This window comes from Streptomyces sp. NPDC107517, from assembly GCF_055582645.1.
The window spans coordinates 42,896-68,552 of record NZ_JBVJPM010000019.1 but is presented as its reverse complement, the minus strand read 5'-3'; the positions used below and the strand labels follow the sequence as shown (position 1 = coordinate 68,552).

Here is a 25,657-nt window from a genome sequence, read left to right as displayed (position 1 = left end):
TCTCATTCGCTGAGTCCTGCCAGTCGGGAGCCGAAACGGGCGATGAGCGAGGTGTTCTGTGAGTGCCGGCTCTCCTCCCACCGGTCGGCGACACCGAACAGCCGGTACATGCCGTGGACACCGATCCAGCGCAGGGGTTCGGGCTCCCAGCGTCCCGAGTCGTGGTCGTTCCACGGCAGCCGGGTCAGCTCGGTGTCCCGGCCCGCCGCCCGGTCGAGCAGTGTGCGGGCGGCGAGCTGCGTCGCGGTCACGCCGTGCCCGGCGAAGCCGCGGACGACGCCGACGCGGGTGGCGGGGTCGAAGTAGACGCCGGCGCACCAGTCACGGGTTACGCCGATGGCGCCCCGCCAGGCGTGCTCGACCGTGAACTGGACGTCGGGGAAGAAGAGTTGGAGCCGCTCCGCGAGAGTGCGCACGGTGCGGGCGTCGACGGCGCCGGTTTCCGGGGTGCCGGAGTTGAAGGCGTACGGCGTGCCGCGGCCGCCGATGGCGATGCGGTCGTCGGCGGTGCGCTGGGCGTAGACGAAGGTGTGGGCGGCGTCGCCCAGGCACTCGCGCTCCTGCCAGCCGATGCGCTCCCACGCCTCGGCTGACAGCTGATTGGTCACGATCATCGAGGAGTTGACGGGAATCACGTCCCGCCTGCCGAGCCCGGGGACATCGCCCTCGACCTGGCCGGAGTACGCCTCCAGGCAGGTCAGCACGGTCTTGGCGCGCACGGTGCCGCGCGAGGTGGCGACAGCACCCGCCGCGATGCGCGAGGCCCGCGTGTTCTCACAGATCCGGACGCCCTTGGCCTCGACGACCGCCGCGAGGCCGTGGACCAGTTTGGCGGGGTCGACGCGGGCGGTGGTACGGGTGAGGAGGCCGCCGAGCGCGGGCCCGATGGCGATGCGCCGCTTGACGGCGTCGGCGTCGAGGAGTTCGAGGTCCTCGGCCCGGTATCCGGCAGCGAGATCTGCGGCGTAGGTGCCTTCAAGTCGCTTCAGGGCGGCTGGAGTTGTGGCCACCCGCACATGCCCGCCGCGCCGCTGGTCGGCCTGGATGCCTTCCTTGTCGAGGATGCTCAGCGTGTCATCGACAGCGCCGTCCATCTGCCGCTGGAACGCGGCGATCGCGGCGGCACCGTCCTCCCCGCGCCGGCGCGCGCTCTTGGCGTACACGGCACGGTTGCCGGGGATGAGCGGGGAGAGCCAGCCGCCGTTGCGCCCCGAGGCCCCGTAACCGACCTCCTCGGCCTCGATCACGGTGATCCTCGCCGTCGGCTGCTCAAGGATCGCGTGGTACGCCGCCCAGAGGCCGGTCAGACCACCGCCGACGACCACGAGGTCCTGCTCCTCGTCGGGCAGTGCGGCGTCCCGGCGCGCCGGCGGGCCCGAGGGCTCGTCCGCGCGCCGGGACGCCTGTATCCAATGCGATATCTCACCGTTGCGGTACACGGTCATGCGACAACTCCAGTTGGACGCAAGGGAATCAGGGCGTCCGGGACGCGGTGACGGGAATCAGAAGGTGGCGGAGCTCAGAAGGATGAGGGCTGAGCAGGTGGGGGGGCAGCAGGTGGGGCTCAGTAGGTGGGGGGCGCCATCGCCCACAGGACCCTGGCCTCGTCCACGCCAGTCGTCTCGACGACGCGGTGCGGATCACTACTGAGGTAATGGACCGAGTCGAGGGCACCGAGCCGGTGGTGCTGGTCGCGGACCCACACCTCCACCTCGCCGGACAGCACGAGAAGGATCTCCTCGGAGCTGCCATGGGTGTACGGCTCCACACCGGTGGAGCCGCCAGGGGCGAAGTGACCGAGGAGCACTTCGAGGTGGTCGAAGGAGCCGGGGGTCAACTTGATCTTCGTGGCGCCGTCACCGAACGACATGCCGTGCGCGTCACGGAACCGCAGCACCGGGCTCGCGGCCGAGCCGCCCTGCTCAAAGAGGTCGCCGACGCTCAACTTCAGTACGTCACATAGCCGTTGCAGGGTACGCACGCTCGCGTTGACCTGGTCACGCTCGACCTGAGAGAGATATCCCTCGGTGAGCCCGGCCTGCTCCGCCACGGCTTTGAGCGTCAGATGGAGGGCCCGTCTGCGGCGGCGCAGCCGTGCCCCTATACCGGCGGCAGGGCCGGATTGATCTTTGGACATAGGCGTGAACCTAACAAGACTTCTACACCACCACAATGGTCTTGGTCGTCATCAAATTTTTCTTAGATACGTGGGACGGCGCGATCAGCTCGGCACTCATCGGCTGCCATCGGTGTCCTGCTCGGACATACGATTCCGAGACTGGCCTGCGAGTTCGGCGTCCGCGCAGGCACCGTCACCTTCGGAATCTCCTGCGTGAAGATCGACGACATGGCGACGATGCTCGATGCCCTCGAACGGGCTCTCCCCGAGCGTCTGCCCGAGTACCCGAGGCACGCTGCGCCCCGGCGGCACGCCGCGGCCAAGGACCTGGGCCTGTTACGAAAGCGCTGATCAAGCTCCTGTGAGCGGTGAAACGGGCCTCTGCTACCTCGCCATCGACGGCCACCGAACACCCCTCCTCGCCCCCAGTCACCCGGTCCACCACGCCGTAGGGATTTCCGTGGCCCCGGACATCTCGCACCGTGGGCTCACTGGGACCGGCCGGTGCGATGAGGGCGCCGAACCTCGGAGTTCAACTGAGTACGTTCGGCACTCTGACGCCCGTTGGGCCGCCTACGCCCGGAGCCTGGTCACCGAATGCGAGCTACGCTCCGGGCCAAGCGGCCCCAGGACACTGCTCTGCGGAGGGTCACAAAACTGCGATCTCCCGCGGCTCCGCGGCAACGGCCGGCTCTTCCTCCCGGTTCTGCGGGTCGGCCGGACTCTTGAGGAAGTGGGACATGACCGCTGCGGCGAAGTACAGGAGGGTGAAGACCCACACCAGGCCCTCCACGCCGACCAGCGGGCGGAAGACGGTGACCAGCGCCGGGCCGACGAAGGCGGCGAGGCCGGCGCACAGGCTGTAGACCGCGAAGGCGCTGCCTCGGTCTTCGGGACGGCCCATCGACAGCAGCAGGGCGGGGATGGGGGTGAAGCCGGAGAGGATGAAGCCCCAGAACATGGCACACACCGTGGCCACCCAGAAGTTGTCCTTGACCGCCATCGGTCCGTAGTAGACGGCCAGGGTGGCGACGGCGCATCCCACGCAGCCGAACCACGTCACGGTACGGCGCCACCCGATCCGGTCGCCGAGCGAGCCGAAGAAGAGTCCCGCGGGGAGGTTGGCCGCGAACATCAGCGTGACCATCAGCAGGTACTGCTGCAGGGTCAGTCCGATGGTCTTGGTGAAGAAGACCGGGAGGAAGACGAAGAAGCCGTACTGCGGTGCGGTGTTGATGACGCGGACCAGACCGGCCAGCGCGACCTTGGGGCTGCGCCACAGGATGTCGATGCCGCTGATCATCTGCCCCTTGAAGGTGGCGTTCTCCACCATGGGGCGGCGTCCGGTCGGTTCCTTGAGGCCGAAGGCGCACACCAGCGCGCCGACGATCACGAGCGTCAGTGCCACCCACAGGGTGCCGTATTCGCCCACCAGGGGAATGGCTCCGCTGGCCACGAGTGAACCGAAGGTGGGCAGCCCACCGGTGAACCCGAACCAGAACCAGCCGATGGCGGTGCCGACCCGCTTGGTCGGCGCGATGGCGATGACCCAGATGAGGAAGGAGAACGCGAACAGCGGGTAGCCGAAGCCGCGCACGGCATAACTCAGCATCACCACGACGTAGTTGTCGCTCGGCAGCGCGACCGAGAGGAAGACCACCTGGACGACGATCCAGATGCCGGCGCCCAGCATCATGACGCGCTTGGGCCCCCACAGCGCGGACAGGGTGCCTGAGAACCAGGAGGCGATGGCCGCCGCGACGCCGTACGCGGTGATGACGGAGGCCGCTTGCCCGTCGGTGAAGCCGCGGTCGACGAGGAACGGCGAGAGATAGTTGGATTCGACGCCGTCGCCGATCATGAACAGCAGCAGACCTATGTACCCGAGCAGCAGGGCTCTGGGCATGCCGAGGCGGGTCGTCCAGTGCGGGCGGTCGTGCGTCGGGTCCTGGGTACCGTTCGGTTCGGAGGCTGCCGATGCCACTGCTGCGATCGGTGATGCTGAAGTCCTGGACATGCTCGCTCCTTTGCGGGCAGGGCAGTTGGGGAGGGGTGAGCGGCGGGTTCAGCTCATGAACATGCCGCCGTCGATGTTGATCGTCTGGCCGGTGACGTATTCGGCGGCTTCACTGGCGAGGAAGAGCAGGACGTTGGCGATGTCGTCGGGGGTGCCCGCGCGGCCGGCCGGGATGCCGGCCACCCACTCCTTCATGAGCTCGCCAGGCCCGTAGTCGCCCAGCAGTTCGCCCCAGGCGCGGTCGTTGTAGTCCCACATGTCACTGCCGACGATGCCGGGGGCGTACGCGTTGACCGTGATGCCCTCGGCCGCCAGCTCCTTGGCGAGGCTCTGGGTCAGCCCCATGACGCCGAACTTGGATGCCGCGTAGTGCGGGGTGTAGATGAAGCCCTGCCGGGACTGTCCGGAGGCGGCGTTCAGGATGCGGCCTCGGATGCCATGGCGGCGCATGACGGCCGTCGCGGCCCGGGCGCAGAGGAAGACGCCCTTGGTATTGACCGCCATCACGCGGTCCCAGTCGCGGTCGGTGAGGTCTTCGAGGCGGTGGATGCTGATGACGCCGGCGTTCTGCACGGAGACGTGGACCGCCCCGAAGGTGCTTTCGGCCGTGGCGTACAGCTCGTCGACCTGGTCGGAGTCGGTGACATCGGTGCGCACGGCGAGCGCGCTGCCACCGCGCGAGGTGATGTGCTCGGCCGCCTCGTCGACCGCCGGGTCCAGGTCTGCGAGGACGACATGGGCGCCCTCGTCCGCGAAGCGTGCGGCGATGCCCCGCCCGATCCCCCGGGCGGCTCCGGTGACGACCACTGTCTTGCCCTCATAACGCCGCTCGGCCATGGGGATCCTCCGAATTCCTTGGTGCGGGTGGGGTGTTGTGCGAGTGCTGTGCAGCACCACGCCAGGGCGGCGGCGCATGCGGTCAGGTCCTGCCGCGCCGGCAACTGCGGCCTCGGCGTCACGCACAGGCGGAACGTGAGCTCGGGGCCGCCTCGACGGGCGCTGAGCGCCGAGCACAAACCATAGGTGAATTTCCATGCAGCATTGCGTGTCTATTCGCGAGCAGTAAAGCCCGCACGGTAGAGATCGTCAACCCCTCCCCGGACCTGAACCGCCACCCCGGACCCTGGCGCCCACCCTCACCACTTGACGCGAGCCGACGAGCGAGCTTCACTTCAAGTGAATCGACACGCAAGCCTGAATGGATATGCAGATGATGCTCGCAGCAGTCCCCGACGCGACCGAGCGGCTCGGGGCGATCCAACGCGAACTGAGCAGTGCGCTCCCCGGTGAACGCACCGCTCGACTGCGTGAGTTGGCGTACTCCATCCGCCGCGCCGACCTCGCGATGATCAACAAGGCCGGCCAGGGGCACATAGGTGGGGACTACTCGGCCGCCGACATCGTCACCACGCTCTACTTCGCCGTCCTCGAGGTCCGTCCCGGCGACCCACAGTGGTCGGAGCGCGACCGGTTCGTCCTCAGCAAGGGGCACGCGGCGGGAATCCTCTACTCGACGCTGGCCCACGCCGGCTTCTTCGACGAGGCCGAGCTCGCCACCTTCATGGAGCCGCTGTCCCCCCTGAACGGGCACCCCAACCGGCGCAAGGTCCCCGGCGTGGAGACCAACACCGGTCCGCTGGGGCACGGCTTCCCCGTCGCCGTCGGCATGGCCACGGCCGCAAAGCTCGACGGCTCCCAGCGGCGTACCTTCGTACTGACCGGTGACGGCGAACTGCAGGAAGGCAGCAATTGGGAGGCGGCCATGAGTGCTGCCCAGCAACGGCTCGGACGGCTCACCGTGATCGTCGACCGCAACCGATTCCAGCAGGGGGCAGCCACGGAGGAGACCTCGGCCCTGGACCCGCTCGACGCCAAGTGGGCTTCGTTCGGCTTCGAGGTCCGCACCGTCGACGGCCACGATCACGAGGCCCTGTACCAGGAGCTCAGCCAGGAGCGCGCGGCCGACGGCCGGCCACTGTGCCTGATCGCCGACACGGTCAAGGGCAAGGGCGTGTCGTTCATCGAGAACCGTGCCGAGTGGCACCACAAGGTGCCGACCGCCGAGCAGACCGCCGCCGCCCTCCAGGAGCTGAGCACCCGATGACCACCGTGACCGGAGCCACCATGAATGCCGAACTGTTCGACTGCCGCAAAGCCTTCGCCGAAACGCTCATCGAGCTCGCCGAGCAGGACGAGCGCACGGTGGCCGTGTGCAACGACTCCGTCGGTTCGTCCAACCTCAAGGGCTTCCAGGAGCAGTTCCCCGAGCGCCTCGTCAACGTCGGCATCGCCGAGCAGCTGATGGTCGGCGCGGGCGCCGGGCTCGCCAACGGCGGACGAATCCCGTACGTCTGCGCTGCCGCGCCGTTCCTCACCGGGCGTGCTCTGGAGCAGATCAAGGCCGATGTCGCGTACTCGCGTACGAACGTCAAGCTGTGCGCGATGAGCCCGGGCTTCGCCTATGGGCAGCTCGGTCCCACCCACCACGGCGTGGAGGACTTCGCCTGGCTGCGCACACTTCCCGAGCTCGTGGTCCTCAACCCGGCCGACCCGGCCGAGACCCGCGAGGCGGTGCGCTGGGCTCACGCGTACGACGGACCGGTGTACCTCCGCATCGGCCGCACCAAGGTTCCCGCGCTGACCCCGCGCGTGCCGTTCGAGATGGGCAAGGCGGCCCGCCTGCGCGACGGTGACGACGTCACGCTGATCGCCACGGGCACCACGGTGTCCGCGGCGCTGGACGCGGCGGACAAGCTGGCGGCGGACGGCGTCCAGGCCCGCGTGCTCAACTTCTCCACCATCAAGCCGCTCGACGGGCAGGCGATCTTGGACGCGGCCGGGCAGACTGGGCGGATCGTCACGGTCGAGGAGGCGAACATCGCCGGCGGGCTCGGCAGCGCTGTCGCCGAGTTCCTCGCGACGCGGCAGCCCGTTCCGATGCGGCTGCTCGGGGTGCGTGACGAGTTCACGCCGACCGGCAGCGCCGGCTTCCTTGCCCAGTACTTCGGCATCGACGCTCAGTCCATCGCCCGCGCCGCCGGTGAGCTGACCGCCGCGGGGCAGGGAGCGGCCGCGTGACTGCGGTGCGCGGTGCCCTGCTCGCTCTCGACCAGGGCACCAGCGGCACGAAGGGCCTGCTGGTCGCTGAGGACGGCCAGGTCGTTGCCACCGCGCACCGGCCGTTGACGCAGCAGTACCCGCAGCCGGGCTGGGTCGAGCAGGACCCGGCATGCCTGTGGCGCAGTGTCACGGAGGTCGCCGGGGAACTCGCGGCGCAGGCCGCCGCGCACGGCACACGCGTCGCCGGACTCGGGCTGAGCGTGCAGCGCGAGGCCGTGCTGGCCTGGGACCCGGCCACCGGCGAGGCCCTGTCGTCGCTGGTCAGCTGGCAGGACAGGCGCACCTCCGAGCGCTGCGCCAAGCTCGAGGCCTCCCCGCAGGGCGCCATGATCACGGCACGCAGCGGCTTGCCGGTGGACCCGATGTTCTCGGCGACCAAGGCCGAGTGGCTGCTCGACCGGATCGACCCCGGCCGGGAGCGGGCCTCGGCCGGCCGGCTACGGGTCGGAACCGTCGACGCGTGGCTGCTGCACCGCCTCACCAGCGGTGCCACCGACGCCACCGAGACCGGCTGCGCTTCCCGCACCCAGCTGATGCGCCTTGACCGGGCCGAGTGGGACGAGGACCTTCTGGAGGTGTTCCGCATCCCGCGTGCCGCGCTACCCAGGATCGCCGTGTCCGACGGTGGCGGCGCGGAGCTGGGCCACACCCGTGATGTGCCCGGTCTGGGCGACGGCCTGCCCATCGGCGCGGTGCTCGGCGACTCGCATGCCGCATTGTTCGCGCAGAGCCACGGTCGCCCCGGGGTCGTCAAGGCCACGTACGGGACAGGTTCCTCGCTGATGGTGCTCAATCCGAAGGAGTACGAGCCCGCTGACGGGGTGGCCGCCACCCTGGCCTGGCGGCGAGGTCGCGACGAGCGGGCCGCCCACGCGCTGGAAGCCAACATCGCCTCGGCCGGCACAGCCATCCGCTGGGCAGCTCAGCTCCTGGGCACCGACTCGGCCGGGATCGCCGCCCTGGCCGCGGATGCCCAGGAGGATCACGACGTCTATCTGGTTCCCGCGTTCTCCGGGCTCGGAGCACCGTACTGGGACCGCTCCGCGCGGGCCGTGCTGATCGGCATGGGCTTCGGTACCGGGGCGGCCGAGGTCGCCCGGGCCGCCGTCGAATCGATGGCGTTCCAGGTCGCCGACACCCTCGCCCGGTTCGACACGGCACTCGGGACCCCCGCTGCGGAACTGCGCGCCGACGGCGGGCCCACCAGCAACGAGCGCCTGATGGCCCTGCAGGCCGACCTCATCGGCCGACCTGTCCTGCCCGCGGGCCGCCCCGAGGTGTCCGCGCTCGGCGCCGCCCACTTGGCGGGCACCGCCCTCGGCGTCTGGGACGACGCCGACCTGGCCGGTCTGTCGTCGTCTCACGCCACGCGCTTCCTGCCGCGGCACGACGACGCCTGGCGCAACGGGCGCATGGCCGACTGGCGCGACGCCGTCGCCTGCGCCCGCGGGCGGCATGCCTGACACACCGCTCTGGCGAGCCCTGTCGCATGACAGGGCCCAGCCGCGTCGTCTCCCCCGAATCGCTCCCCCGGCGCCCGAAAAGAGAGCCGCATCATGACGTTCACCCCTCAAGCCTTCTCGCTGCAGGACAAGCCCGCCTTCATCACCGGCGCCGGAAGCGGCATCGGCCGGGCGATCGCCCTCGGCATCGCAGCCAGCGGCGCCGATGTCGCCTGCTTCGACCGCAACGAGGACGCCGCACGCGCCACCGCTGAGACCATCATCGCCACCGGGCGCAAGGCGGTGGCGCTCAGCGGCGACGTCACCGATCCCGAGTCGCTGCGCGCTGCTGTGACCACCGCGGTCAAGGCGCTCGGCCCGATCCGTACCGCCGTGAACTCTGCCGGTGTCGCCGGTGCCGCCGCCGCCGAGGAGATGACGGCCGAGGACTTCCGCCGCGTCGTCGACATCAACCTCACCGGTGTCTTCCTCAGCTCCCAGGCCGAGGCCCGCGTCATGCTGGAGCACGGCGGCGGCGCCATCGTGAACATCGCCTCCATGTCCGGCACCATCGCCAACCGCGGGCTGCTCCAGGCCCACTACAACTCCTCCAAGGCCGGCGTGATGCACCTGACCAAGAGCCTCGCCACCGAGTGGGCCGACCGCGGCATCCGCGTCAACTCGATCAGCCCGGGCAACACCCTCACGCCGATGAACGAGCGGCCCGAAGTCGCGGACAATCTCAAGGTGTTCGCGGGCGAGACCCCACTGGGCCGGATCGCGCGGGTCGAGGAGATGGTCGGCCCGGCCGTCTTCCTGGCCTCCGATGCCGCCGCCTACGTCACCGGCGCCGACCTGCTCGTCGACGGCGGTTACGTCTGCTGGTGACGCGGGCGGCCACGTCCCACCTCCACCGTCATCCGGGGGCCGCATCGTGTGCGGCCCCCGGACTCGTGTCACGCCAGCAGGGCCGCCGCGGTCTCCTGATCCGTCACCAGTACGTCCAGGAAGCCACCGGCCAGAGCACCACGGACCGCCGTGTGTTTGCGGCCGCCACCGGCGACGCCCACCCTGCGGCCCGCCGCAGCCAGTTGCTCCCTCGTGATGCCCACCGCGCGCATGTCCAGGTCGGACTCCACCGGCGCACCCTGCACGTCGTAGAACCGCAGGCACACATCGCCCACGGCCCCCATGTTCTCCAGTGCTGCCCGCTCCTCGTCGGAGAAGGTGTTCCCGCTCCGCGCGAGCGTGCTGGACGGTGTGATCTCTCCAATGCCCACGAGGGCAAGGTCCAGGTCGTCGAGTTCGCGCAGGGTGGCGGCCACATACGGGTCCTCCCGCAGGGCCCGGGCGCTCTCCACACTGCCTGCGAGCCCCGGAGCCTGAAGGAACACGGCCTCGCCGTTGACGAGCTGGGCCAGCTGACCGGAGAGCCGGGAGGCGTGCGCGGCTGCGGCCGGATCGCCCACGCCGCCCACGGCCTGGATGATCCGCACGTTCTTGAGGCTGGGCACAGGCTGCATGGCCTGCACCATGGCGAGCAGGCTCGCGCTCCAGGAGGAGATGCCCACCTTGTCCCCGGAGCGCAGCGTGGTCTGGAGGTAGTACGCGGCAGCGGCTCCCAGGTCAGCCAGCATCGTCCGCTCGGTGTCCGGGTCGGTCTCCACGACCAGCGCCAGGCGTAGCCCGTAACGCTCCTGCAGTCCGTCCTCCAGTTCGGGATACGTGCCCGACGGCGGAGTGACCGTGATGCGGACGATGCCGCGATCCTGAGCCTTCTTCAGCAGTCGCGACACTTTCGCCTGCGACAGGTCGAGGCGCGCGGCGATCTCCGGCTGCCGGATGCCCTGGAGGTGGTAGAGACGCGCGACATGCGTCATGATCCGCACTTCTTCGTCAGCACTCGAAACGGACACCACTTCCGGCCTCCCTCACGGACCCGCCACTCAGTGTGGTGAGCGACGCCCACACCCCTGCATAGATATTCGCACAGGTGGCCTGCGGCAAGACCATGGGCTGGGAGCCCTGCACGCGCGAGAGCGCCTCAGCGACGCGTACGGCGCTGAGGCGCGGGCTGTGAATGTCGTGTCAGCTCCGCACGGAGAGAGCGACTGCTTCGCCACGGCGGCCAGGGCGTCACCAGCCGTACGGGTCGGCCTCCGGCAGCGGGTTGTCCGCCGGCACGAACGACGACGCCTTGTCGATCATCGTGCTGTTCGAGCCCGCGAGGTCGATCGAGCCGCCCCACGGCTCCGGGATGAGCGGCTCAGTGGAGCAGCTTGCTGCCATACCTGGCCAGGGAGGCTGCGAACGCGGCCGGATCGGGGGCCTGGTCCTGGAAATCGGCCGGGGGGAAGGCGGACGGGTCGGGGACTGCGATGCCCGTCTCCATGAACCAGTTCTCGAAGCCAGCCGGAGAGCTGAGGACGAAGAAGCGTGCCTGCTCCGACTCCACACGGAAGGCGTGCGGCATGTGGCGGGGTGCGTAGGCGAGGTCGCCCGGTCCCAGTTCGAGGGTCTGTTCGCCCACGCGTACCGTGAGCTCTCCCTCGGCGACCATGAACGTCTCGTCCTCGCGCGTGTGGACGTGCATGGGGGGCGTATTGCCCTGCGGGGCGGTGAACTCGGCGAGCCAGAAGCGGCCCTCGGTCTGTGATCCGGTGGCGAGGAAGCGCAGCATCGCGCCCAGGTGCCAGACATGCTGTCCCTGGTCGGGGCCCATCCGAAACGGCTTGGTCATGGTCATACTGTTGGCTCTCTGTTCCCTTCGGGTGTGCGGTGGGTTGCTGGGCGTGGCCTCAGCCGGCCTGGAAAAAGCCGTTCAGTTCCCGGATGACGGTCTCGGGCTGCTCCTCGGCCACGAAGTGACCGCTGTCGGGTATCTCGACGACACGGGCGTTCTCCGCCTGTGCGGGTAGTGCCATACGCATCACCTGGTAGCCGCTGCTCTCGCCCCCGAGGCCCAGGACCGGGACGGTGAGGCGTCCGTACGTCTTCCCGTCCTCGATGTCCTGCGGGAAGGCTTGGTACCGGGCGTTTCCGGCGCGGATCGCGTCCGGTGCGGCATAGGCGTCCGCGAAGATCTGCCGGTCGCCGTCCGGGATGGATGAGGGGTCCTTGAGAAGGGTGTCGAAGACCGAGTCGATCAGGTAGCGAGAGCGGCCGGAGATCAGCTGCTCCGGCAACTGAGGCACCTGATTGAAGGCGAACCACCACAGATGGTGTCCGTAGAAGGCTTCGTCACCTGGTCGCGGCAGCATGCGCAGCTCGTAGAAGCCCTCGTTGGGGTGGGTGACGTCGAGGAGGGCGAGCTTGCGGGTGGCTTCGGGGTGGTTGGCGGCGAACGCGAACGCGACGATGGCGCCGATGTCGTGCCCGGCTATGTGGACGCTGCCATGGCCGAGGTGGCGCACCAGGGCGTGGATGTCCGCTGCCATCGTCTTCTTGTCGTAGCCGGACGCGGGCTTGTCGGAGCCGCCCATGCCGCGCAGGTCAACCGCGATCACGCGGTGGGTGCGGGCAAGCGCCGGCATGATCCGGTGGAACTGCCACCAGGTCTGCGGCCAGCCGCCGAGGAGCACCAGCGGCTCGCCTTCGCCGCCGGTCACGTAGTGCAGCCGTACGCCGTTGACCTCGGCGTGGGAACTGGTGAACCCACCTCCCAGCGATCGCGCGAGCTGGTCGTCGGTCGAGGTGCTCAGCATGGGGGTCTCCCTGGGTTTTCGGGGATGAGAGGGGCCAGTGGGCAGTGGTCCGCTGGGGTGGACCACTCATGGGTTGCGTGGTCGGTCCTTCAGGCGGCCGGGCGGCGGCCGAGCTCCTTGTGCAGGTCCTCGACGGTGTTCAGCTCGATGTTGGTCCGCCACCTTCGGAGTGAGGGCGATGGCCACCGCGGCTTCGCCGACCTGGTCGGCCGTGAGCCAGGAAGGGTTCCCGTGCGGGCGGCTGCGGTTGACCACGGGGCCGAGGATGAGGGTGTTGGCCCTGCGCTCGCCCCGCAGCTCGGTGCTGAGTGCTTCCCGCATCATCAGCAGGGCGGCTCCGTGCATGCTGATGATGCCGGCGCCCGGATAGGGGGTGTGGGCGGAGAAGCCGGTGATGAGGGTGTAGCTGCCGTCCACCGCCAGGCGCGGCACGAAGGCCCGGGCGACGGCCACGTGCGCGGTCGTGGTGTCGACGAAGTACTTCTGCCAGTCCGCCCCACCGGTGTTCCACAGCGGCGCGCCCATCCACCAGCCGCCGAGCGAGGGGACGACATGGTCGATGTGGCCGTGCTCGGACGCGATGCTCTCGGCCAGCTTCGCCGCTTCGTCGAAGCCGCCGTAGGCGCCCTGCGTCCCCTTGAGCCGGGTGGAGAGTTCGGGACCGACCAGGTCACGCAGGGTGGCGAGGCGCTCGTGGCTGCGGCTGGGCACGACGACGGTCGCTCCCGCCTTCAAGAAGCCGCGGACGATTCCTTCGCCGACATTCCCGGTGCCGCCGGGCACGACCGCGACCTTGCCGTCCAGGGGCAGGTTCGAGGGGTGGGCACTCATGATGACGCCTCCTGAATACGTGGGGGGAGAGACGAAGCCGAAAGTTCGTCGCCGAGTAACCAGGTTACATAAAATTACTTGATGCTGTGACGTGCCCTAGGTCTCGTATCCTGGGGGCATGCCTGAGACCCGCCTGCCGCTGCACATCTGCTCGTACACCGAGAAGGTCTTCAACCTCCTCGGCAAGCGCTGGATGGGCCTCCTGATCGACCTGCTCCTCCAGCGCCCGGCCCGCTTCAACGAGCTGCATGCGGCGGTGCCGGCCCTGTCCAAGCGCGTCCTCAGTGACCGGCTGTCGGAACTGCAGGAAGTAGGCCTGGTGGAACGCGTCGTGGACGCGGGCCCTCCGGTCGCGGTCACCTACCGGCTCACCCCCCATGGGGAGCGGCTTGGCCCGGCGATGGATGCCTTGCGGGTGTGGGCCGGCGCCCCGACGGACGAGGACGGCAACCCCATCCCCGAGGAGCTGCACGCCCATCAGGCGTCAGAACCGGCCTGACAGCGTCGGAACCCGGTCGCCCAGGGCGCCGACGCCGTGACCGGTCAGACGGCACTCACGACTTCGGCCTCCTGACCAGGCCGCTGCCCCTGCACCCGAGGGCGCACAGCCGGCATCGCGCCGAGCCGTGACGAACTCACGGTCTGGGATGAAGCGCTTGATGAGCTTGCTCAGGTACACCTGGGCCTCACACCTGGTGCCCTTCTCAACCGATGGTGACGACGCGTGCCCAGGACGGCGGGGTGTCCGGGACGTAGTCGGCGTCGTCCTCGTCCGTGGCGCGGGCAGGTCGCGGGAACAGGCCGACGACTGTGCGGCAGGGCGGCTGCCCGGATGGCCATGGCGTCTGCCCGTCGGTCAGGGCGACGATCACGTCGGGGCGGGGCCGGGAACGGAGCGCCCGGGCGAAACCGGAGCGCAGATCGGTTCCGCCGCCGCCGAGCAGCTCCAGGCTCTCGGCACGGCACAGAGGGACGGCAACGCCTGCCGCCGCGTCGCAGGAGATCACCGAGACCAGGTCGCGCCGCCCGCCGACGGCCCGCGAGATCGCTGCGACCTCGAGGAGTGCGCTGCCCAGCTCGGCGTCGCTCACCGAGCCGGAGGTGTCGATGACGACGCAGACGCGGGGCGGCGTACGGCGAAGGCTCGGCAGCACCACTCCGGGGACGCTCGACGAGCGGCGGGACGGACGTCGGTAGCTGTGGTTCTCCCCCACTCCGGGCGCACCCGCCGCCGAGCGGACCGCCGCGCTCAGCAACTGCCGCCACGGCTGCGGTGGTTGGAACGCCTCGTCGGCCCACCGCCGCCACCCTTCCGGCGCGTGGCCCGGTCTGCCCTTGATGCCCTCCGCGACCCGGAAGCGAACCGCGTCCCGCTGCTGCCGGGTGAGTCCGTTCGCCCCGCCGGGCCCCAGCTCCCATGACCGGTCGTGCCCGTCGGCACCACTGCCGCAGTCCAGCCAGGCCAGTTCCGCGGCGAGCCCGGACATCGACGCCGTCCGCAGGTACTCCTCCATCAGCAGGCCATCGGGCAGTCGCAACAGCGACGGCACGACCGCCCCGAAGGGCCGGGGCAGTCCGTCACCGTAGATGTCGTCGTTGATCTCGAAGTCGGCGGCGATGTTCCGACGCAGCCGCTCACCCGGCCCGGACTCCTCGAGCTCCCGCGCGTAACGCTCGCCTCGTCCGTGGTGGTCACGGAGCAGATGGGAGACCTCGTGCACCCAGACGCCCGCCAGTTCCTCCAGCGGTGTGCGGGCCACGAATCCGGGCGACACGTAGCAGCGCCAGTGCGCGTCGACCGCCATCGTCGGCACCGTACGGTCCTCCACCACATGCAGCGCGAAGAGCGCATCGGCAAGGTAGGGGCGGACCTTCACCGCGTGCAGCCGTGCGGAGAACAAGGTCCGGGGCTCCGGTCTCCATGGCCCTGACCAGCACGGCCCAGCCCGCCTCCCATCGGTGCCGCTCCGGCCGTGCACCGACGGCGGCCACCACCGCCTCCAGCGCCGCCTGCCGCAGATCGCCCCGCTCCGGCAGCTCGGCGGCGGCCGGATCGGCGAGCAGCGACTCCGGGTCCGGCAGGTCCATCCGGTCGAGGTGGGCGAGGAGTTCGAGCCCCGGCCCGTCCCCCACCGCGCCCCGCACCAGCAGCGCGAGGACGTCCCGCGAGACGGAGGCCGCCGTACCGAAGGCGAGCAGGGTCAGCGCGGCCTCCCAGCTCCGGGGCGACGGCCACGCACCGCCGCGCCGCGTCTCACTGGTCGGCAGCCGGTGGATCAGCGTCGGCCGGGCCTTCAGGAATCCGCAGACCGCGTGCCGGGCGAACGTCACCGCCTCCGCCAGCCGTTCCGGAGCGAGCCGGGGCAGCTCCGCCCGCGGCCAGACCCCGCCGAGGCCGCGTACCACCACGTCGCGGTCGTGCACCCAGTACAGGTGCACGAAGCGGTTGGCGAGCGGCGGGCTCAGCTCCCACCCGTCCGCTGCCGAGGCGCGCGGGTTGGCGGCGGCCACGATCCTTACGTCCGGCGGGAGTTGGAGCGCTCCGACCCGCCGCTCCAGGACTACGCGGAGCAGCGCGGCCTGGACGGCCGGGGTGGCGGTGGAGAGTTCGTCCAGGAAGAGCAGCCCCCGACCGGCGCGTACGAGTTCGACGGCCCACTGCGGCGGCGCCATCGGCACACCCTGTACGGCCGGGTCGTCGCCGACGATGGGCAGCCCGGAGAAGTCGGACGGCTCGTGGACGCTGGCGATCACCGTCGTGAGCGGAAGGTCGAGCGAGGTGGCGAGCTGCGTCAGGGCAGCGGTCTTGCCGATGCCCGGCTCGCCCCAGAGCAGCACGGGCAGGTCGGCGGCGACGGCCAGGGTGAGCGCTTCGAGCTGTTCGTCGGGGCGCGGCTCGGTGGTGGTCGTCCGCAGGAGGGACAGGAGATGGTCGGCGAGGGCCAGGTCCGTAGAGGTCTCGGAGGCTGCGGTGGCAGGGTCGGGGGCGGGGGCGAGAGTAAGGACGGGCAAGACGGTGCTGGAAGTCATGGGGCATCACCTGGGGTGGGAGAGGGGAACGGAGCGTGCCGTTCCTGAGGGCGTGAGGGCCTGCGGTGCGCAACGCACCATGCGTGAACGTGAAGGGGACTTCGGCGAGTCAGCCGATGAGTGAGTGCGGGCGGGTCAGATCTGACCAGTACGAGGCCGGCCCCGGCTGCCGCGCTTGCGGCGCACCACAAGGGACGTGTCGCGGCCGAGCCGGGGTCGGTGGCCCGCTTTCGTGTGCCGCGCTTGCGGCGCGTGCCCGCCCCGTGGTTCGCCGGGGCCGCTGGGTACGTCGGCCAGCCCTGCGCGGAAGAGCCCGTGGTCGATGCGGCGGACCGCGGCCGACTCCAGTTCCTCCCTGAGCGGCCCGTCGCGCAGCACCGCACCGGGACCCAGCAGCCCCTCGACCACGGCGAGCGCACCGGTGACGTCACCGTGGCGGAGCCGCTCCCGTACGGCGGGAAGCGCCTCAGGGTTGCGGTGCACCGCGTCGATCGCCCGCAGGCAGGGCAGCCCCGGACCCCCGAGCGCCACCAGCAGGTCCTCTCGGCGGAGTTGGTCCGGGTCGTGATCGACCGCGCTCAGCACCCCGTCGCGCAGCGCGATGCGGTGGACCTCTCCCCGGCACTCCACCCGGTGCGGGTCACCGGGCTCGGGGGCTCGGCCGGCCACGAACGGGGCGACTCCCGCCAGCGCCGGGGCCACGAGCGGATGCAGTTGTCCGACCTCGATCAGGCCGGCCCGCAGCAGTTCCAGATCCGGAAGAACCCGGGCAGCCGCCTCAGGCAGCACGGGCAGCACCGCCACTTCCTGCGGGGGCGGTGGCTCCCGCAGCGTCCGGAACGTCGGCGCATGGCTGTCGTCGGGGGCGACGAGTTCGAGTACGGCCCGACTGCGCGCCCCGAGCCGTACGGTGAAGGCGCCACGAGAACGCCCCTCGGCCCGCAACAGCAACTCCGCCTCGGCGGCCCAACTGCTCACCGCCCAGGGGGAGTCGTGAGCGGCGGGCGGGCCGGTGGGCGCCACGGACGCCACGCCTCCGCGCCACGCCAGTTCGCCACTCCTTCCCGAATCCCAGAGATGCCGGTGCAGATCGAGCCGGAAACGCCGGTCGGGATGCGGATGCGGATGGAGGTGCGCACGGTTCGCGGGACGGTCGTCCGCCGGCCCCTCCCACACGTCCAGCGACATCCGCTGTCCGGCGTCGGCTTGGGCGGGCGGTGTCCGCACCACGAGGTGCGGCGGTGTTCCGCCGCACCTCTCGTAACGGGCCAAGGAGATGGTGAGGCCGGACCTCAGGCGCCCGTCGGGGGCGGTCCTGGGCATGTGCCAGCGGAGCAGATCGGGCGCGAGCCTGCGCAGATCCGCACGGATACGGGTGGCGATATCGGTGCCGTGGCGGTCGCGCACGGCGCGCAGATCGAGGTCGACGTCGATCCGGGCGGCGGCACAGGCCCCCGCCCAGTCACCGGCCGCACGGCGCGCGGTCGCGGTCTCGATCATGGACAGTGGCACGGCGTACTCGCGTACGCGCTGCCACATCAACAGGTGGGACGGAATCTCCTGCGTGAAGTGAAGTGCCATCAGCACTCACCTTGCGCGGACGATTCCCCCGATCTCAAAGAGGAGAAGGTGTTCATCGCGGGCATGGTAACCACACCGAAGACGATCTGTCAGTCCCCTTTCGAACCGTGTGCCGCTCGAAAGTGGTCGGCGGAGGTCAGGCCGCGCAGCTGTACCCATTGATGAGGCCACCGGGGTTCCGGGGGCGCAGCAGTCTGGGGGTACCAGGGCTGTGCACTGCGGCGGGCGCCGTTACTGAGCGTGGGGCGGGGTTGGTCACGGGCCTGACGGGGGGCCGTGCAGGTGGTGGTGGAACTGGTAGGCGGCCAGGACCTGTCGCGTCTGCGCTTGTCCCACGACGAGGACGTGGTCGAGGACCTCACGCCGAGGAAGCGGTGACCGCGTTCGTCGATCATTCCGGCCCCACGAACCCTCCGGCCCCGCGAACGACCGCCCGGTGACGCCGGGTCGTGTATAGAATCCGCCCCCAAGATCGGGAACACGTGTCCGGGCCGCACAGGCGGCCGGGTACGGCCACGGGGAGGGGGCCTGGACCCGTATGTCCATAGCCGAACAGGGTCAACTGCACGCTCGGCCCCGGCAGGTTCGGGGACCTGCCCGGCTCCAGCCTCTGGCCGCCCTCCTCTGCACGGCCGCGCTGCTGACCGCCGGATGCACGGCCGAAACGGATGGGCCGGCCCACGGATCCCTACGCACCGGTGTGGAGGTGACGCCGTCGGGCTGTGCCACACCTCCCGCGGCACCCACTGTTGCCGCCCCGCCTGTGCGCATGAAGTCCGCTCCCGTCGCCGACTTCAATGGCGACAAGCTCGGAGACTTCGCCCTGGAGGGCTGGTATCGCCCGGTAGACGGCGGCAGTTGGCGGCAGAATCGGGCGTATGTCCTCGGCTCGAAAAATCCGGTCAGGGCGGCCGATGCCGTATCACTGAGCCGTGTCTTCCCCGGGATGCAGGACAAGAATGGCAACCCCCGCATCTGGGGTGCGACGATACGGACGCCGCGCGACCTGGACGGGGACGGGCTCGGCGATCTGGTCTTCAACGATGCCAAGGGGCGCCAGTACGTGGTGTGGGGCCATCGCGACGGCAAGCAGCGGGCCACCCGTCTGGACTCGGCGATCCCGCAGCTCAACTCGTATCCCCTGGGAGATGTCGACGGCGACGGCCATGCCGATATGGTCGGCATCCCCGACCGGCCGAAGGCCACCGGCTGCACGGTCGTCCTCTTGCGGGGCCCGCTCGGCCGCGACGGCCGGCCCGCCGGACTGTCCGGGCTCGATCTCGACCACAACGGCACACTGACGGTGCGCACCACCGTGAGCGGCGACTTCACCGGCGACGGACGCATGGATCTGCTGGTGGAGAGCCTGACCGGCGAGGACAGCATGGAGGGCGACTACCCGGAACCGTCCGACCGCGTCGATCTCTACACCGGGACCGAGCAGGGCCTGGCGTATGCGGGCCGCACCAAGAAGATTCCGACCCAGCTGACTTCGTCTCTCGTGGCCGACTTCGACGGGGATGGTGCGGACGATCTGTATCTGAACCCCGAGGACGGCCCGACGGCCCTCTACTACGGCGGCCCCACTGCGCTTCTGAGCGGTCCTCGCAGCGTTCCCCTGTCCAGGGGGTGGTTTCCGGCGGCGATCGGTGATGTGAACGGCGACGGTCTGGCCGACGCTCTGCAGGTGGACACGGGCCGCTACCACCCCGCCGGCCAGGTCACCTTGCAGGCGGGCGAACCCGAGGGTTTTTCGCTGTCCACCACCGTGAACCGCGACTCCGTGGGCCTGAAGGGCGAACCCGGCTTCGAGGTCGACAGCGACCACTTCGGGCGGAGCGTTGCCCTGGTGGATCTCGACGCGGACGGATTCGACGACCTGATAGCGAGTTACGTGGGCTACCACAAGCCCCGTGAGGATCAAGGCTATTGGGTCTTCCCCGGCAGCAAGGACGGGCTGTCCGGGAAACGCGCCTACTTCCTCAAGACTCGCGAGCTCGGCACCGGCTGAGGGCAGGGCCGGCCCGGGTGAGGTGCGCGCGTGCGAGCGTCCCAACTGGCGTACCCCACCGCCGCCCCCCGGGCGAGAAGTTGCGCCACGTCCTGCTGCTGGTGCGTGCGCCCGGAAACGCTGGTGCGCCGGCGCTCGGACCGAGGAACGCGGTAGCCGTGTCGAAGGCGCATCGAGGCCATGCCGGACCGGTTCCTGACGAACGGCGGTCACGAGGCCTTGGTGGTGTTTGAACACCCCTACATGAAGCGCCCGTTGGGATTCCGTCAAGGGGCCAGCGAACGCGCTTCCGGGATGGCCGGTCTGTCTGCTGCCCTTGCCTACCCAACTTGCCCGAGGTGAAGGAGTTCGTCGCAGTTGTGGCAGCGGACGCGTCAGATGCAGGTGGTGCAGGGGCGCGAGCACCAGTCCGACGGCATGGACGGGGCGCTACGCCAGTCGGTTGTCGCTGCCCACGGTGACCGCTCATTGGCCGACCAGCAGAGCAACACCCCGCGGGCGCTCTCCGCTCAAGAAATCTCTCGGTGCACAGTACAGGGAATCAAGTGATTATCGGAACAATCGGTGGGACAGTAGGAAATTCCGGTGACGACGGCATCGCTCCTGCGGGCCTCGTGCGGCAACCCGGCTCTTCATCATCAACAGCCCATCGAAAGGCAGCTCATGAAGCGAACGTTCACGATAGCCACCGCACTGGTCGTCACCGTGCTGTCGCTGACACCGGCGCACGCCGCGGTCAAGAAGGCCAAGCCTCCGCTCAGTTGCGAGTCCCGGACGTTCACCTCCAGCCCGGGCGCGCGCTTCAACGACCCGGAGGATCCTGCCGCCCAGATGGAGATCATGGGCCCGATCATCGAATCGATCAACAGCGCCAGCTGCGGGCAGACCATACGCGTCGCCATGTACTCGATCAGCGGCGCACAGCCGGGCCCGGACTTCGCCAACGCCCTGATAGCCGCGCACCAGCGCGGGGTCATCGTCAAGGCGCTGATGGACGCTCACAGCGACAATGCGATCTGGCAGTCGATGGTCACCGAGTTGGGCAACGACCCGCAAGCCTCCAGCTTCGCCGCGCTGTGCCCGGGCGGCTGCCTGACCCACTTCGGCGGCTCCGCCCTGCACGCGAAGTACTACATGCTCAGCGGCGGGCTCGATGCGAACAGGACCGTGACCGTCAGCAGCGCCAACCCCACCTCCGCCCAGGCCAACACCGCGTGGAACAGCAGCGCCACCGTCAAGGGCAACGTCGACCTGTACAACTCCTACGTCCGCTACTTCACCGCCATGGCCAAGGGGGCGAACAACGGCCCGGGCCCGCTGTCACCCGACTACTACGACTCCACCAGCGGCACGGCCGCCAGAACACTGTCTCCGCCCTCCTACCAGTGGCCCAAGGCGCGCACCAGAAGCGACACCTGGGTCGACTTCCTGAACAACGTCAAGGCGCCTGCCACGATCAACGTCGCCATGTTCCAGTGGACCTCTCACGGCGAGCCGGGCGACAAGAACTACCTGGAGCTGCCGAAGAAGCTGGTAAGCCTGGCGAACACCGGCGTCAAGATCCACATTCTCATCACCGCCGGCCAGGTCGATAACAGCGTGCAGAGCTATCTGAAGAACCGGACGAATATCGACGTGCACGACACCAGTACCGGCACCGACGCGAACGGCAACGCCCTGCACTACACGCACGACAAGTACATGATGGTCAGCGGCGGTTACGCGGGTGCGACCAACTCCAGGGTCGTGTTCGTCGGCTCCTCGAACTGGACGAGCAACGGCGTCTGGCACAACGACGAGTCGGACCTGAAGCTCGTCGGCCAGTCGAACTACGACACGTTCATGACGGACTGGCAGAACCAGTACGACCGCTGCTGCGGGACCGCGGCGCGGCAGCAGAGCGCGGAGCAGCGCGCCGAGAACACGGCACGAGAGATTCCGATCGATCCGCGGCAGGTCGAAGAATAGGCATTCTCGGCCCGAACAGTGCCAGTGGGCCTCAACAACCTGGCTGGTCTGGCAGATAGTTGGGGTGAGTGGTGTGTCATTCGGACATGAAGACGCTCTTGGAGACGAGGTCACGTCACGACCAAGAGCGCCTGTCCACCAGGAGGTTCCGCGTGGTGGTCTGCCCAGCCGGGCGTCGATCGCCCACGTCGGCTCTGTACTTCCTCGCCCGTGAGCCAACTGCGACCCTGGGACAAACTCACCCCAGGGTCAGCAGGACGCCTGTTGAGCCAGTGCCTCCCCAAAGAACACAACACAACCGACATACCGACGCCGCCGATGCTGTGGCTTCCCGTCTACTGCCGGCCGCAGGAGTTGTCCGCGAACCTTCCCGGACTTGTCCGTGATCGGTAACGGATGCATCCGTAGGTCCTCGCGTCTCGTCCTGCCCAGTGATCGCAAGGTGATCGGGGCCGGTGGGGCACTGCGTGAAGGGGACGGACATGGGGCGGCGGAGCAACGGGCGAGGCTGGAACAGCAAAATGGTCGGGGCCGCGCTCGGGGTGACGTTGCTCGCCACCGGTGCCTCGGTGTGGACCGCACAGGCCGGTGAGGCGGACGGCTCGTCACCGGAGGCGGCAGCCCCGGCCACACCAGGCAGTGACGTGAGGCCGACTGCGGTGACCATCGCACACGCCTCGGACGCGGGGACCCGTGGCATCAACATCACCATCGACGATGGTCCCGACCCCCAGTGGACCCCTCAAGTGCTGGACGTGCTGCGGGAGTACGGCGTGAAGGCCACATTCTGCATGGTGGGCCCGCAGGCCCAGGCGCACCCGGACCTCGTGAAGAAGGTCGTCGCGGCCGGGCACCGGTTGTGTGACCACTCGGTGTCACATGACACCGCCATGGACAAGAAGTCCGAGACCTACCAGTCGCAGCAGATACTCGACGCCGAACGCATGATCACCAAGGCCTCCGGGGGCGTACGGCCGATGTACTACCGGGCACCCGGTGGAGCCTTCACCCCCTACAGCCGCAAGCTCGCCGCTTCCCGGGGCATGCGTCCGCTGGGCTGGAACGTGGACAGCAAGGACTTCGAGCGTCCAGGTACGGACACGATCGTCGCCACGGTCGAGCGGGAGCTGCCCAACGGACCGACGGTCCTCTTCCACGACGCGGGCGGCGATCGCACCCAGACTGTCGAGGCCCTGCGCCGCACTCTCCCCCAGCTCAAGGAACAGGGCTACTCCTTCGGCTTCCCGGTGCGCTGAGCTTCGGCCCTGGCTCGGCACTTCGGGGAAATATTGCGTCTGGCCGCCCGGCGATGCCGGTTGCACGGCTCCGCATGTTCAGGGGCCGAGCTCAGAAGATCCTCAAGACTTTCACCTTGGATGCTACGAGCGCCGAACGGCGTGCCATGGTCATCCCACGCGAGAACCCGAGCGCGTATCTGCAGGCTGTTGCAGCCACTCACGAGGGAGACGCACATGTTCGGAGCAATGCCCTTGGGCGCCAAGATCGCTACGGCTCTCACGATCATCGCTGTCGTCGGACTGGCCATCGCCGCGATCCGCTTGGTCAAGGCACAGAAGAGGTAGGCCGGGCCGCGCCCGGGACGTGATCGAACTTACGAGGCACGTGTGGGCGGTCAAAGCGCAGTCGTCGTGTCCACCCGCGACCTCCCGCGCCCTCGGCCACTCGGTCAACTCCACGGACCAGAAGGGTGAGTCGCCGAACCTGATGGCCAAGCGGATCGCGCAGGCGTCGCTCAAGTAGCCACGGCGAGCGGCACAGGCGAGGTGAGTGCCTCCAGCCGCTTGATCTTCCTGCGGACGACGTACAGCGGGATCACCCCGAAGACCCCGAAGGACATGTCGATGACCGACCACCAGAAGGGGATGCCGCGGAGCGGTCCGCAGATCAGGGCGAGCGGGACGATGCCGGCGCAGGCGATCATCGCGAACTCGACGACCCAGATGTTGCGGACCGGCTCGCGGTAGGGCCCGTAGAAGGCTACGGCGATCACGAGGTGCGCGAACGCCAGCCAGTCCGTGCCGTACAGCAGGAAGGGGTAGTCCTCGTCGGCTGCGTCGAGCCCCTGCCGTACGCGCTCGATCCAGTCCATGAGCGCGGGCAGGTGCTCCGGCACGGACGAGGACCTCAACAGATCCTCGGCCCAGTGCAGTTCGTGCACCAAAGGGAATGCCGTCGCCCCGCTCAGCACGAGGCAGACGACGAAGAAGACCAGCCACGCACGGATGCCCTTGAGAAGGGCGACTCTGTCACCACTGTCGCTCATGGCAGGAGCCTACGCCCTACTTGAACGTGTTCAAAACCCGTCGCGCGCGACCAGGATCGATAGTTGGCATCAGGCAACGTTCGTGACCTGCCCTGATGCCAACCAGTTTCGCCGGACTGGAAGCGCGGCCCTTGGAGAGGCTGCGGGAGATCGGAGTCGAGGCCTCTCCCCGCTGATTTTGAGCCAGCACTCTCACAGTCAACACGCCCACTATGGCAAGAATTACGAAGTTACCGCCACACAAAAGGACGCCTTCAGAGGTGGCTAGCCACCTCTCTCTCCGAGGTCCATCTCATGGCTTCCGTTCAGCTGCATGATTCGGTTCCAGCTTCTCAGCGCAGTTGCTGTGCCAGTCCGACGATGGTGCCCTCCGGGCCGCGGACGTAGCAGAGCAGATAGCTGTCCTCGAACCGGGCGATGTCGCCGACGAGTTCGGCGCCGTGCGGGCGCAGGCGGGCAACGGTGTCCTTGAGGTCGTCGACGGCGAACATGACGCGGTGCGTGCCCAGAATGTTGTGCGGCCGGTTGCGCGGCCCAGCGCTGATGACCTCGGGCCTGCGGTACTTCGCCAGCTCGAGCCGGCTGTGACCGTCCGGGGTCCGGACCATCGCGATGTCACAGCGGACGCCGTCGAGTCCGGTGCACTGGTCGGCGAAGAGGCCCTCGACCTCCGCCCTGCCCTCCAGCTCCATACCGAGTTCCACGAAGAACGCGATGGCGGCATCCATGTCCTCAACCACGATGCCGACGTTGTCCATGCGCTGAATCGCCATGCTGTCTTCTCCTTCTTCCTCGTGCGACCGGTGGTGGCCGCTGATGCCCCTGGGACGGAGCCGGTGGCACGTTCTCGACATCGGCATACACCAACCCACCGCCAGCACGATGAGAATGGCTCCCACGAAGGCCCACACCGTGGTTGTCGCGCTGTGTGAGGTATAGATCAGAGCAAGCACGCCCAGCCTCAGCCCTCAGCCAGATACCCGGCAGGGGCGTCCATAGGGGGCAACGGTTCGCATGGCCCCATACCGTCGGTTCCGGATATGGGGGGGGCCGCGCGTCCGCCAGGACGTGGCCTTCGGCCCGGCCGCGGCGGGCGTCCGGGGTGCTGACCTGGAGGCGGTGCCCCTGCGCGCTCTGGAGAAGGTCGGGATGGCGGGCTTCGCCGACCGGCCCCGCACCACCTCTCCCTCGGGCAGCGCCGCCGGGTCGCCGTCGCCACGGCCCTTGCCATGGAGCCGGAGAGCCTCGTCCTCGACGAGCCGTCCTCCAACCTGGACCCGGCCTCGCGCCGCGAACTCGTCGACATCCTGCGCTCCCTGGACGTCACCGCCCTGATGGTACCCACGACCAGCAGTACGCCCCGGAGCTCTGCCCGCGCTCGGTCGTCCTCAGCGAGGGCGTCATCGCCGCCGACGGGCCGACGGGCCGACGGGCCGACGGGCCGACGGGCCGACGGGCCGACGGGCGGGATCGTCGCCGACGAGGAGCCCATGGCCCAGCGTCGCCTGGAGCTGCCGTTCGCCTTCGTGCCGAGCTCCGCCGCCTGACTT

At 69.2% G+C, this 25,657-nt stretch carries 22 protein-coding genes and 2 pseudogenes; 10 read left to right on the top strand and 14 right to left on the bottom strand.

What is annotated here, in order from left to right; genetic code table 11:
• Positions 1 to 2 precede the first annotated feature (2 nt).
• Both ACZ67T_RS33350 and ACZ67T_RS33345 read right to left on the bottom strand, forming a co-directional pair.
• Entirely contained in the window at positions 3 to 1,445 is a 1,443-nt protein-coding gene (locus tag ACZ67T_RS33350; protein ID WP_469988987.1) for an NAD(P)/FAD-dependent oxidoreductase, read from the bottom strand.
• Positions 1,446 to 1,564: 119 nt separating this feature from the next.
• Positions 1,565 to 2,137, bottom strand: coding sequence for a helix-turn-helix domain-containing protein (locus ACZ67T_RS33345; RefSeq protein WP_469988986.1), 573 nt, complete (start codon positions 2,135 to 2,137; stop codon positions 1,565 to 1,567).
• A gap of 195 nt (positions 2,138 to 2,332) precedes the next feature.
• Between ACZ67T_RS33345 and ACZ67T_RS33340 the strand changes: the two genes are divergently transcribed.
• Entirely contained in the window at positions 2,333 to 2,470 is a 138-nt protein-coding gene (locus ACZ67T_RS33340) for a hypothetical protein (protein ID WP_469988984.1), read from the top strand.
• Positions 2,471 to 2,768: 298 nt separating this feature from the next.
• On the opposite strand, the gene ACZ67T_RS33335 is transcribed toward ACZ67T_RS33340, so the two are convergent.
• Complete coding sequence (locus tag ACZ67T_RS33335) at positions 2,769 to 4,136, bottom strand: MFS transporter (protein ID WP_469988982.1); 1,368 nt, start codon at positions 4,134 to 4,136, stop codon at positions 2,769 to 2,771.
• A 48-nt stretch (positions 4,137 to 4,184) separates the two neighbouring features.
• Positions 4,185 to 4,973, bottom strand: a complete 789-nt coding sequence (locus tag ACZ67T_RS33330) for a glucose 1-dehydrogenase (protein ID WP_469988980.1) — start codon at positions 4,971 to 4,973, stop codon at positions 4,185 to 4,187.
• Positions 4,974 to 5,346: 373 nt separating this feature from the next.
• On the opposite strand from ACZ67T_RS33330, the gene ACZ67T_RS33325 reads away from it, so the two are divergent.
• The 4 genes from ACZ67T_RS33325 (at position 5,347) to ACZ67T_RS33310 (ending at position 9,586) form a co-directional block, all read left to right on the top strand.
• Positions 5,347 to 6,240: a transketolase gene (locus ACZ67T_RS33325; protein WP_469988978.1), complete on the top strand. Its 894-nt coding sequence runs from the start codon at positions 5,347 to 5,349 to the stop codon at positions 6,238 to 6,240.
• Entirely contained in the window at positions 6,237 to 7,214 is a 978-nt protein-coding gene (locus ACZ67T_RS33320) for a transketolase family protein (protein WP_469988977.1), read from the top strand. The genes ACZ67T_RS33325 and ACZ67T_RS33320 overlap by 4 nt, the downstream gene beginning before the upstream one ends.
• Entirely contained in the window at positions 7,211 to 8,719 is a 1,509-nt protein-coding gene (locus ACZ67T_RS33315) for an FGGY family carbohydrate kinase (protein WP_469988975.1), read from the top strand. The genes ACZ67T_RS33320 and ACZ67T_RS33315 overlap by 4 nt, the downstream gene beginning before the upstream one ends.
• Positions 8,720 to 8,812: 93 nt before the next feature.
• Positions 8,813 to 9,586, top strand: coding sequence for an SDR family oxidoreductase (locus tag ACZ67T_RS33310; RefSeq protein WP_469988974.1), 774 nt, complete (start codon positions 8,813 to 8,815; stop codon positions 9,584 to 9,586).
• Positions 9,587 to 9,654: 68 nt separating this feature from the next.
• On the opposite strand, the gene ACZ67T_RS33305 is transcribed toward ACZ67T_RS33310, so the two are convergent.
• The 5 genes from ACZ67T_RS33305 to ACZ67T_RS33285 all read right to left on the bottom strand — a co-directional run bounded on the left by ACZ67T_RS33305 (position 9,655) and on the right by ACZ67T_RS33285 (position 13,233).
• Positions 9,655 to 10,578, bottom strand: coding sequence for a sugar-binding transcriptional regulator (locus ACZ67T_RS33305; protein ID WP_469988972.1), 924 nt, complete (start codon positions 10,576 to 10,578; stop codon positions 9,655 to 9,657).
• 256 nt (positions 10,579 to 10,834) lie between these two features.
• Entirely contained in the window at positions 10,835 to 10,987 is a 153-nt protein-coding gene (locus ACZ67T_RS33300; protein ID WP_469989114.1) for a hypothetical protein, read from the bottom strand.
• Complete coding sequence (locus ACZ67T_RS33295; protein WP_469988970.1) at positions 10,965 to 11,438, bottom strand: quercetin 2,3-dioxygenase; 474 nt, start codon at positions 11,436 to 11,438, stop codon at positions 10,965 to 10,967. The genes ACZ67T_RS33300 and ACZ67T_RS33295 overlap by 23 nt, the downstream gene beginning before the upstream one ends.
• A gap of 58 nt (positions 11,439 to 11,496) precedes the next feature.
• Entirely contained in the window at positions 11,497 to 12,402 is a 906-nt protein-coding gene (locus tag ACZ67T_RS33290; RefSeq protein ID WP_469988968.1) for an alpha/beta fold hydrolase, read from the bottom strand.
• A gap of 66 nt (positions 12,403 to 12,468) precedes the next feature.
• Positions 12,469 to 13,233, bottom strand: coding sequence for an SDR family NAD(P)-dependent oxidoreductase (locus tag ACZ67T_RS33285; RefSeq protein ID WP_469988966.1), 765 nt, complete (start codon positions 13,231 to 13,233; stop codon positions 12,469 to 12,471).
• Between the two features lie 118 nt (positions 13,234 to 13,351).
• On the opposite strand from ACZ67T_RS33285, the gene ACZ67T_RS33280 reads away from it, so the two are divergent.
• Positions 13,352 to 13,732 carry a winged helix-turn-helix transcriptional regulator gene (locus ACZ67T_RS33280; RefSeq protein WP_469988964.1) on the top strand — a complete coding sequence of 127 codons (381 nt, stop codon included), beginning with the start codon at positions 13,352 to 13,354 and terminating at the stop codon, positions 13,730 to 13,732.
• Between the two features lie 205 nt (positions 13,733 to 13,937).
• On the opposite strand, the gene ACZ67T_RS33275 is transcribed toward ACZ67T_RS33280, so the two are convergent.
• From ACZ67T_RS33275 to ACZ67T_RS33265, 3 genes and pseudogenes are all read right to left on the bottom strand, one after another.
• A complete protein-coding gene (locus ACZ67T_RS33275) occupies positions 13,938 to 15,134 on the bottom strand; it encodes a vWA domain-containing protein (RefSeq protein ID WP_469988962.1) in 1,197 nt (398 codons plus the stop codon).
• A pseudogene (locus ACZ67T_RS33270) lies at positions 15,118 to 16,263 on the bottom strand (AAA family ATPase); the annotation flags it as partial. The pseudogene ACZ67T_RS33270 and the gene ACZ67T_RS33275, both read right to left, overlap by 17 nt.
• A gap of 135 nt (positions 16,264 to 16,398) precedes the next feature.
• Entirely contained in the window at positions 16,399 to 17,844 is a 1,446-nt protein-coding gene (locus ACZ67T_RS33265; RefSeq protein ID WP_469988960.1) for a hypothetical protein, read from the bottom strand.
• Between the two features lie 769 nt (positions 17,845 to 18,613).
• On the opposite strand from ACZ67T_RS33265, the gene ACZ67T_RS33260 reads away from it, so the two are divergent.
• The 3 genes from ACZ67T_RS33260 to ACZ67T_RS33250 all read left to right on the top strand — a co-directional run bounded on the left by ACZ67T_RS33260 (position 18,614) and on the right by ACZ67T_RS33250 (position 23,079).
• Entirely contained in the window at positions 18,614 to 19,855 is a 1,242-nt protein-coding gene (locus ACZ67T_RS33260) for an FG-GAP repeat domain-containing protein (RefSeq protein WP_469989113.1), read from the top strand.
• Between the two features lie 663 nt (positions 19,856 to 20,518).
• Positions 20,519 to 21,823: a phospholipase D-like domain-containing protein gene (locus ACZ67T_RS33255; protein ID WP_469988958.1), complete on the top strand. Its 1,305-nt coding sequence runs from the start codon at positions 20,519 to 20,521 to the stop codon at positions 21,821 to 21,823.
• Between the two features lie 482 nt (positions 21,824 to 22,305).
• Positions 22,306 to 23,079: a polysaccharide deacetylase family protein gene (locus ACZ67T_RS33250; protein ID WP_469988956.1), complete on the top strand. Its 774-nt coding sequence runs from the start codon at positions 22,306 to 22,308 to the stop codon at positions 23,077 to 23,079.
• Positions 23,080 to 23,576: 497 nt separating this feature from the next.
• Here the strand turns inward: ACZ67T_RS33250 and ACZ67T_RS33245 are convergent, their stop codons facing one another.
• A complete protein-coding gene (locus ACZ67T_RS33245; protein ID WP_469988955.1) occupies positions 23,577 to 24,107 on the bottom strand; it encodes a hypothetical protein in 531 nt (176 codons plus the stop codon).
• 332 nt (positions 24,108 to 24,439) lie between these two features.
• Positions 24,440 to 24,880, bottom strand: a complete 441-nt coding sequence (locus ACZ67T_RS33240) for a VOC family protein (RefSeq protein WP_469988953.1) — start codon at positions 24,878 to 24,880, stop codon at positions 24,440 to 24,442.
• Between the two features lie 277 nt (positions 24,881 to 25,157).
• Between ACZ67T_RS33240 and ACZ67T_RS33235 the strand changes: the two are divergent.
• Positions 25,158 to 25,654: pseudogene (locus tag ACZ67T_RS33235) on the top strand (energy-coupling factor ABC transporter ATP-binding protein); the annotation flags it as partial.
• Positions 25,655 to 25,657: the final 3 nt, after the last annotated feature.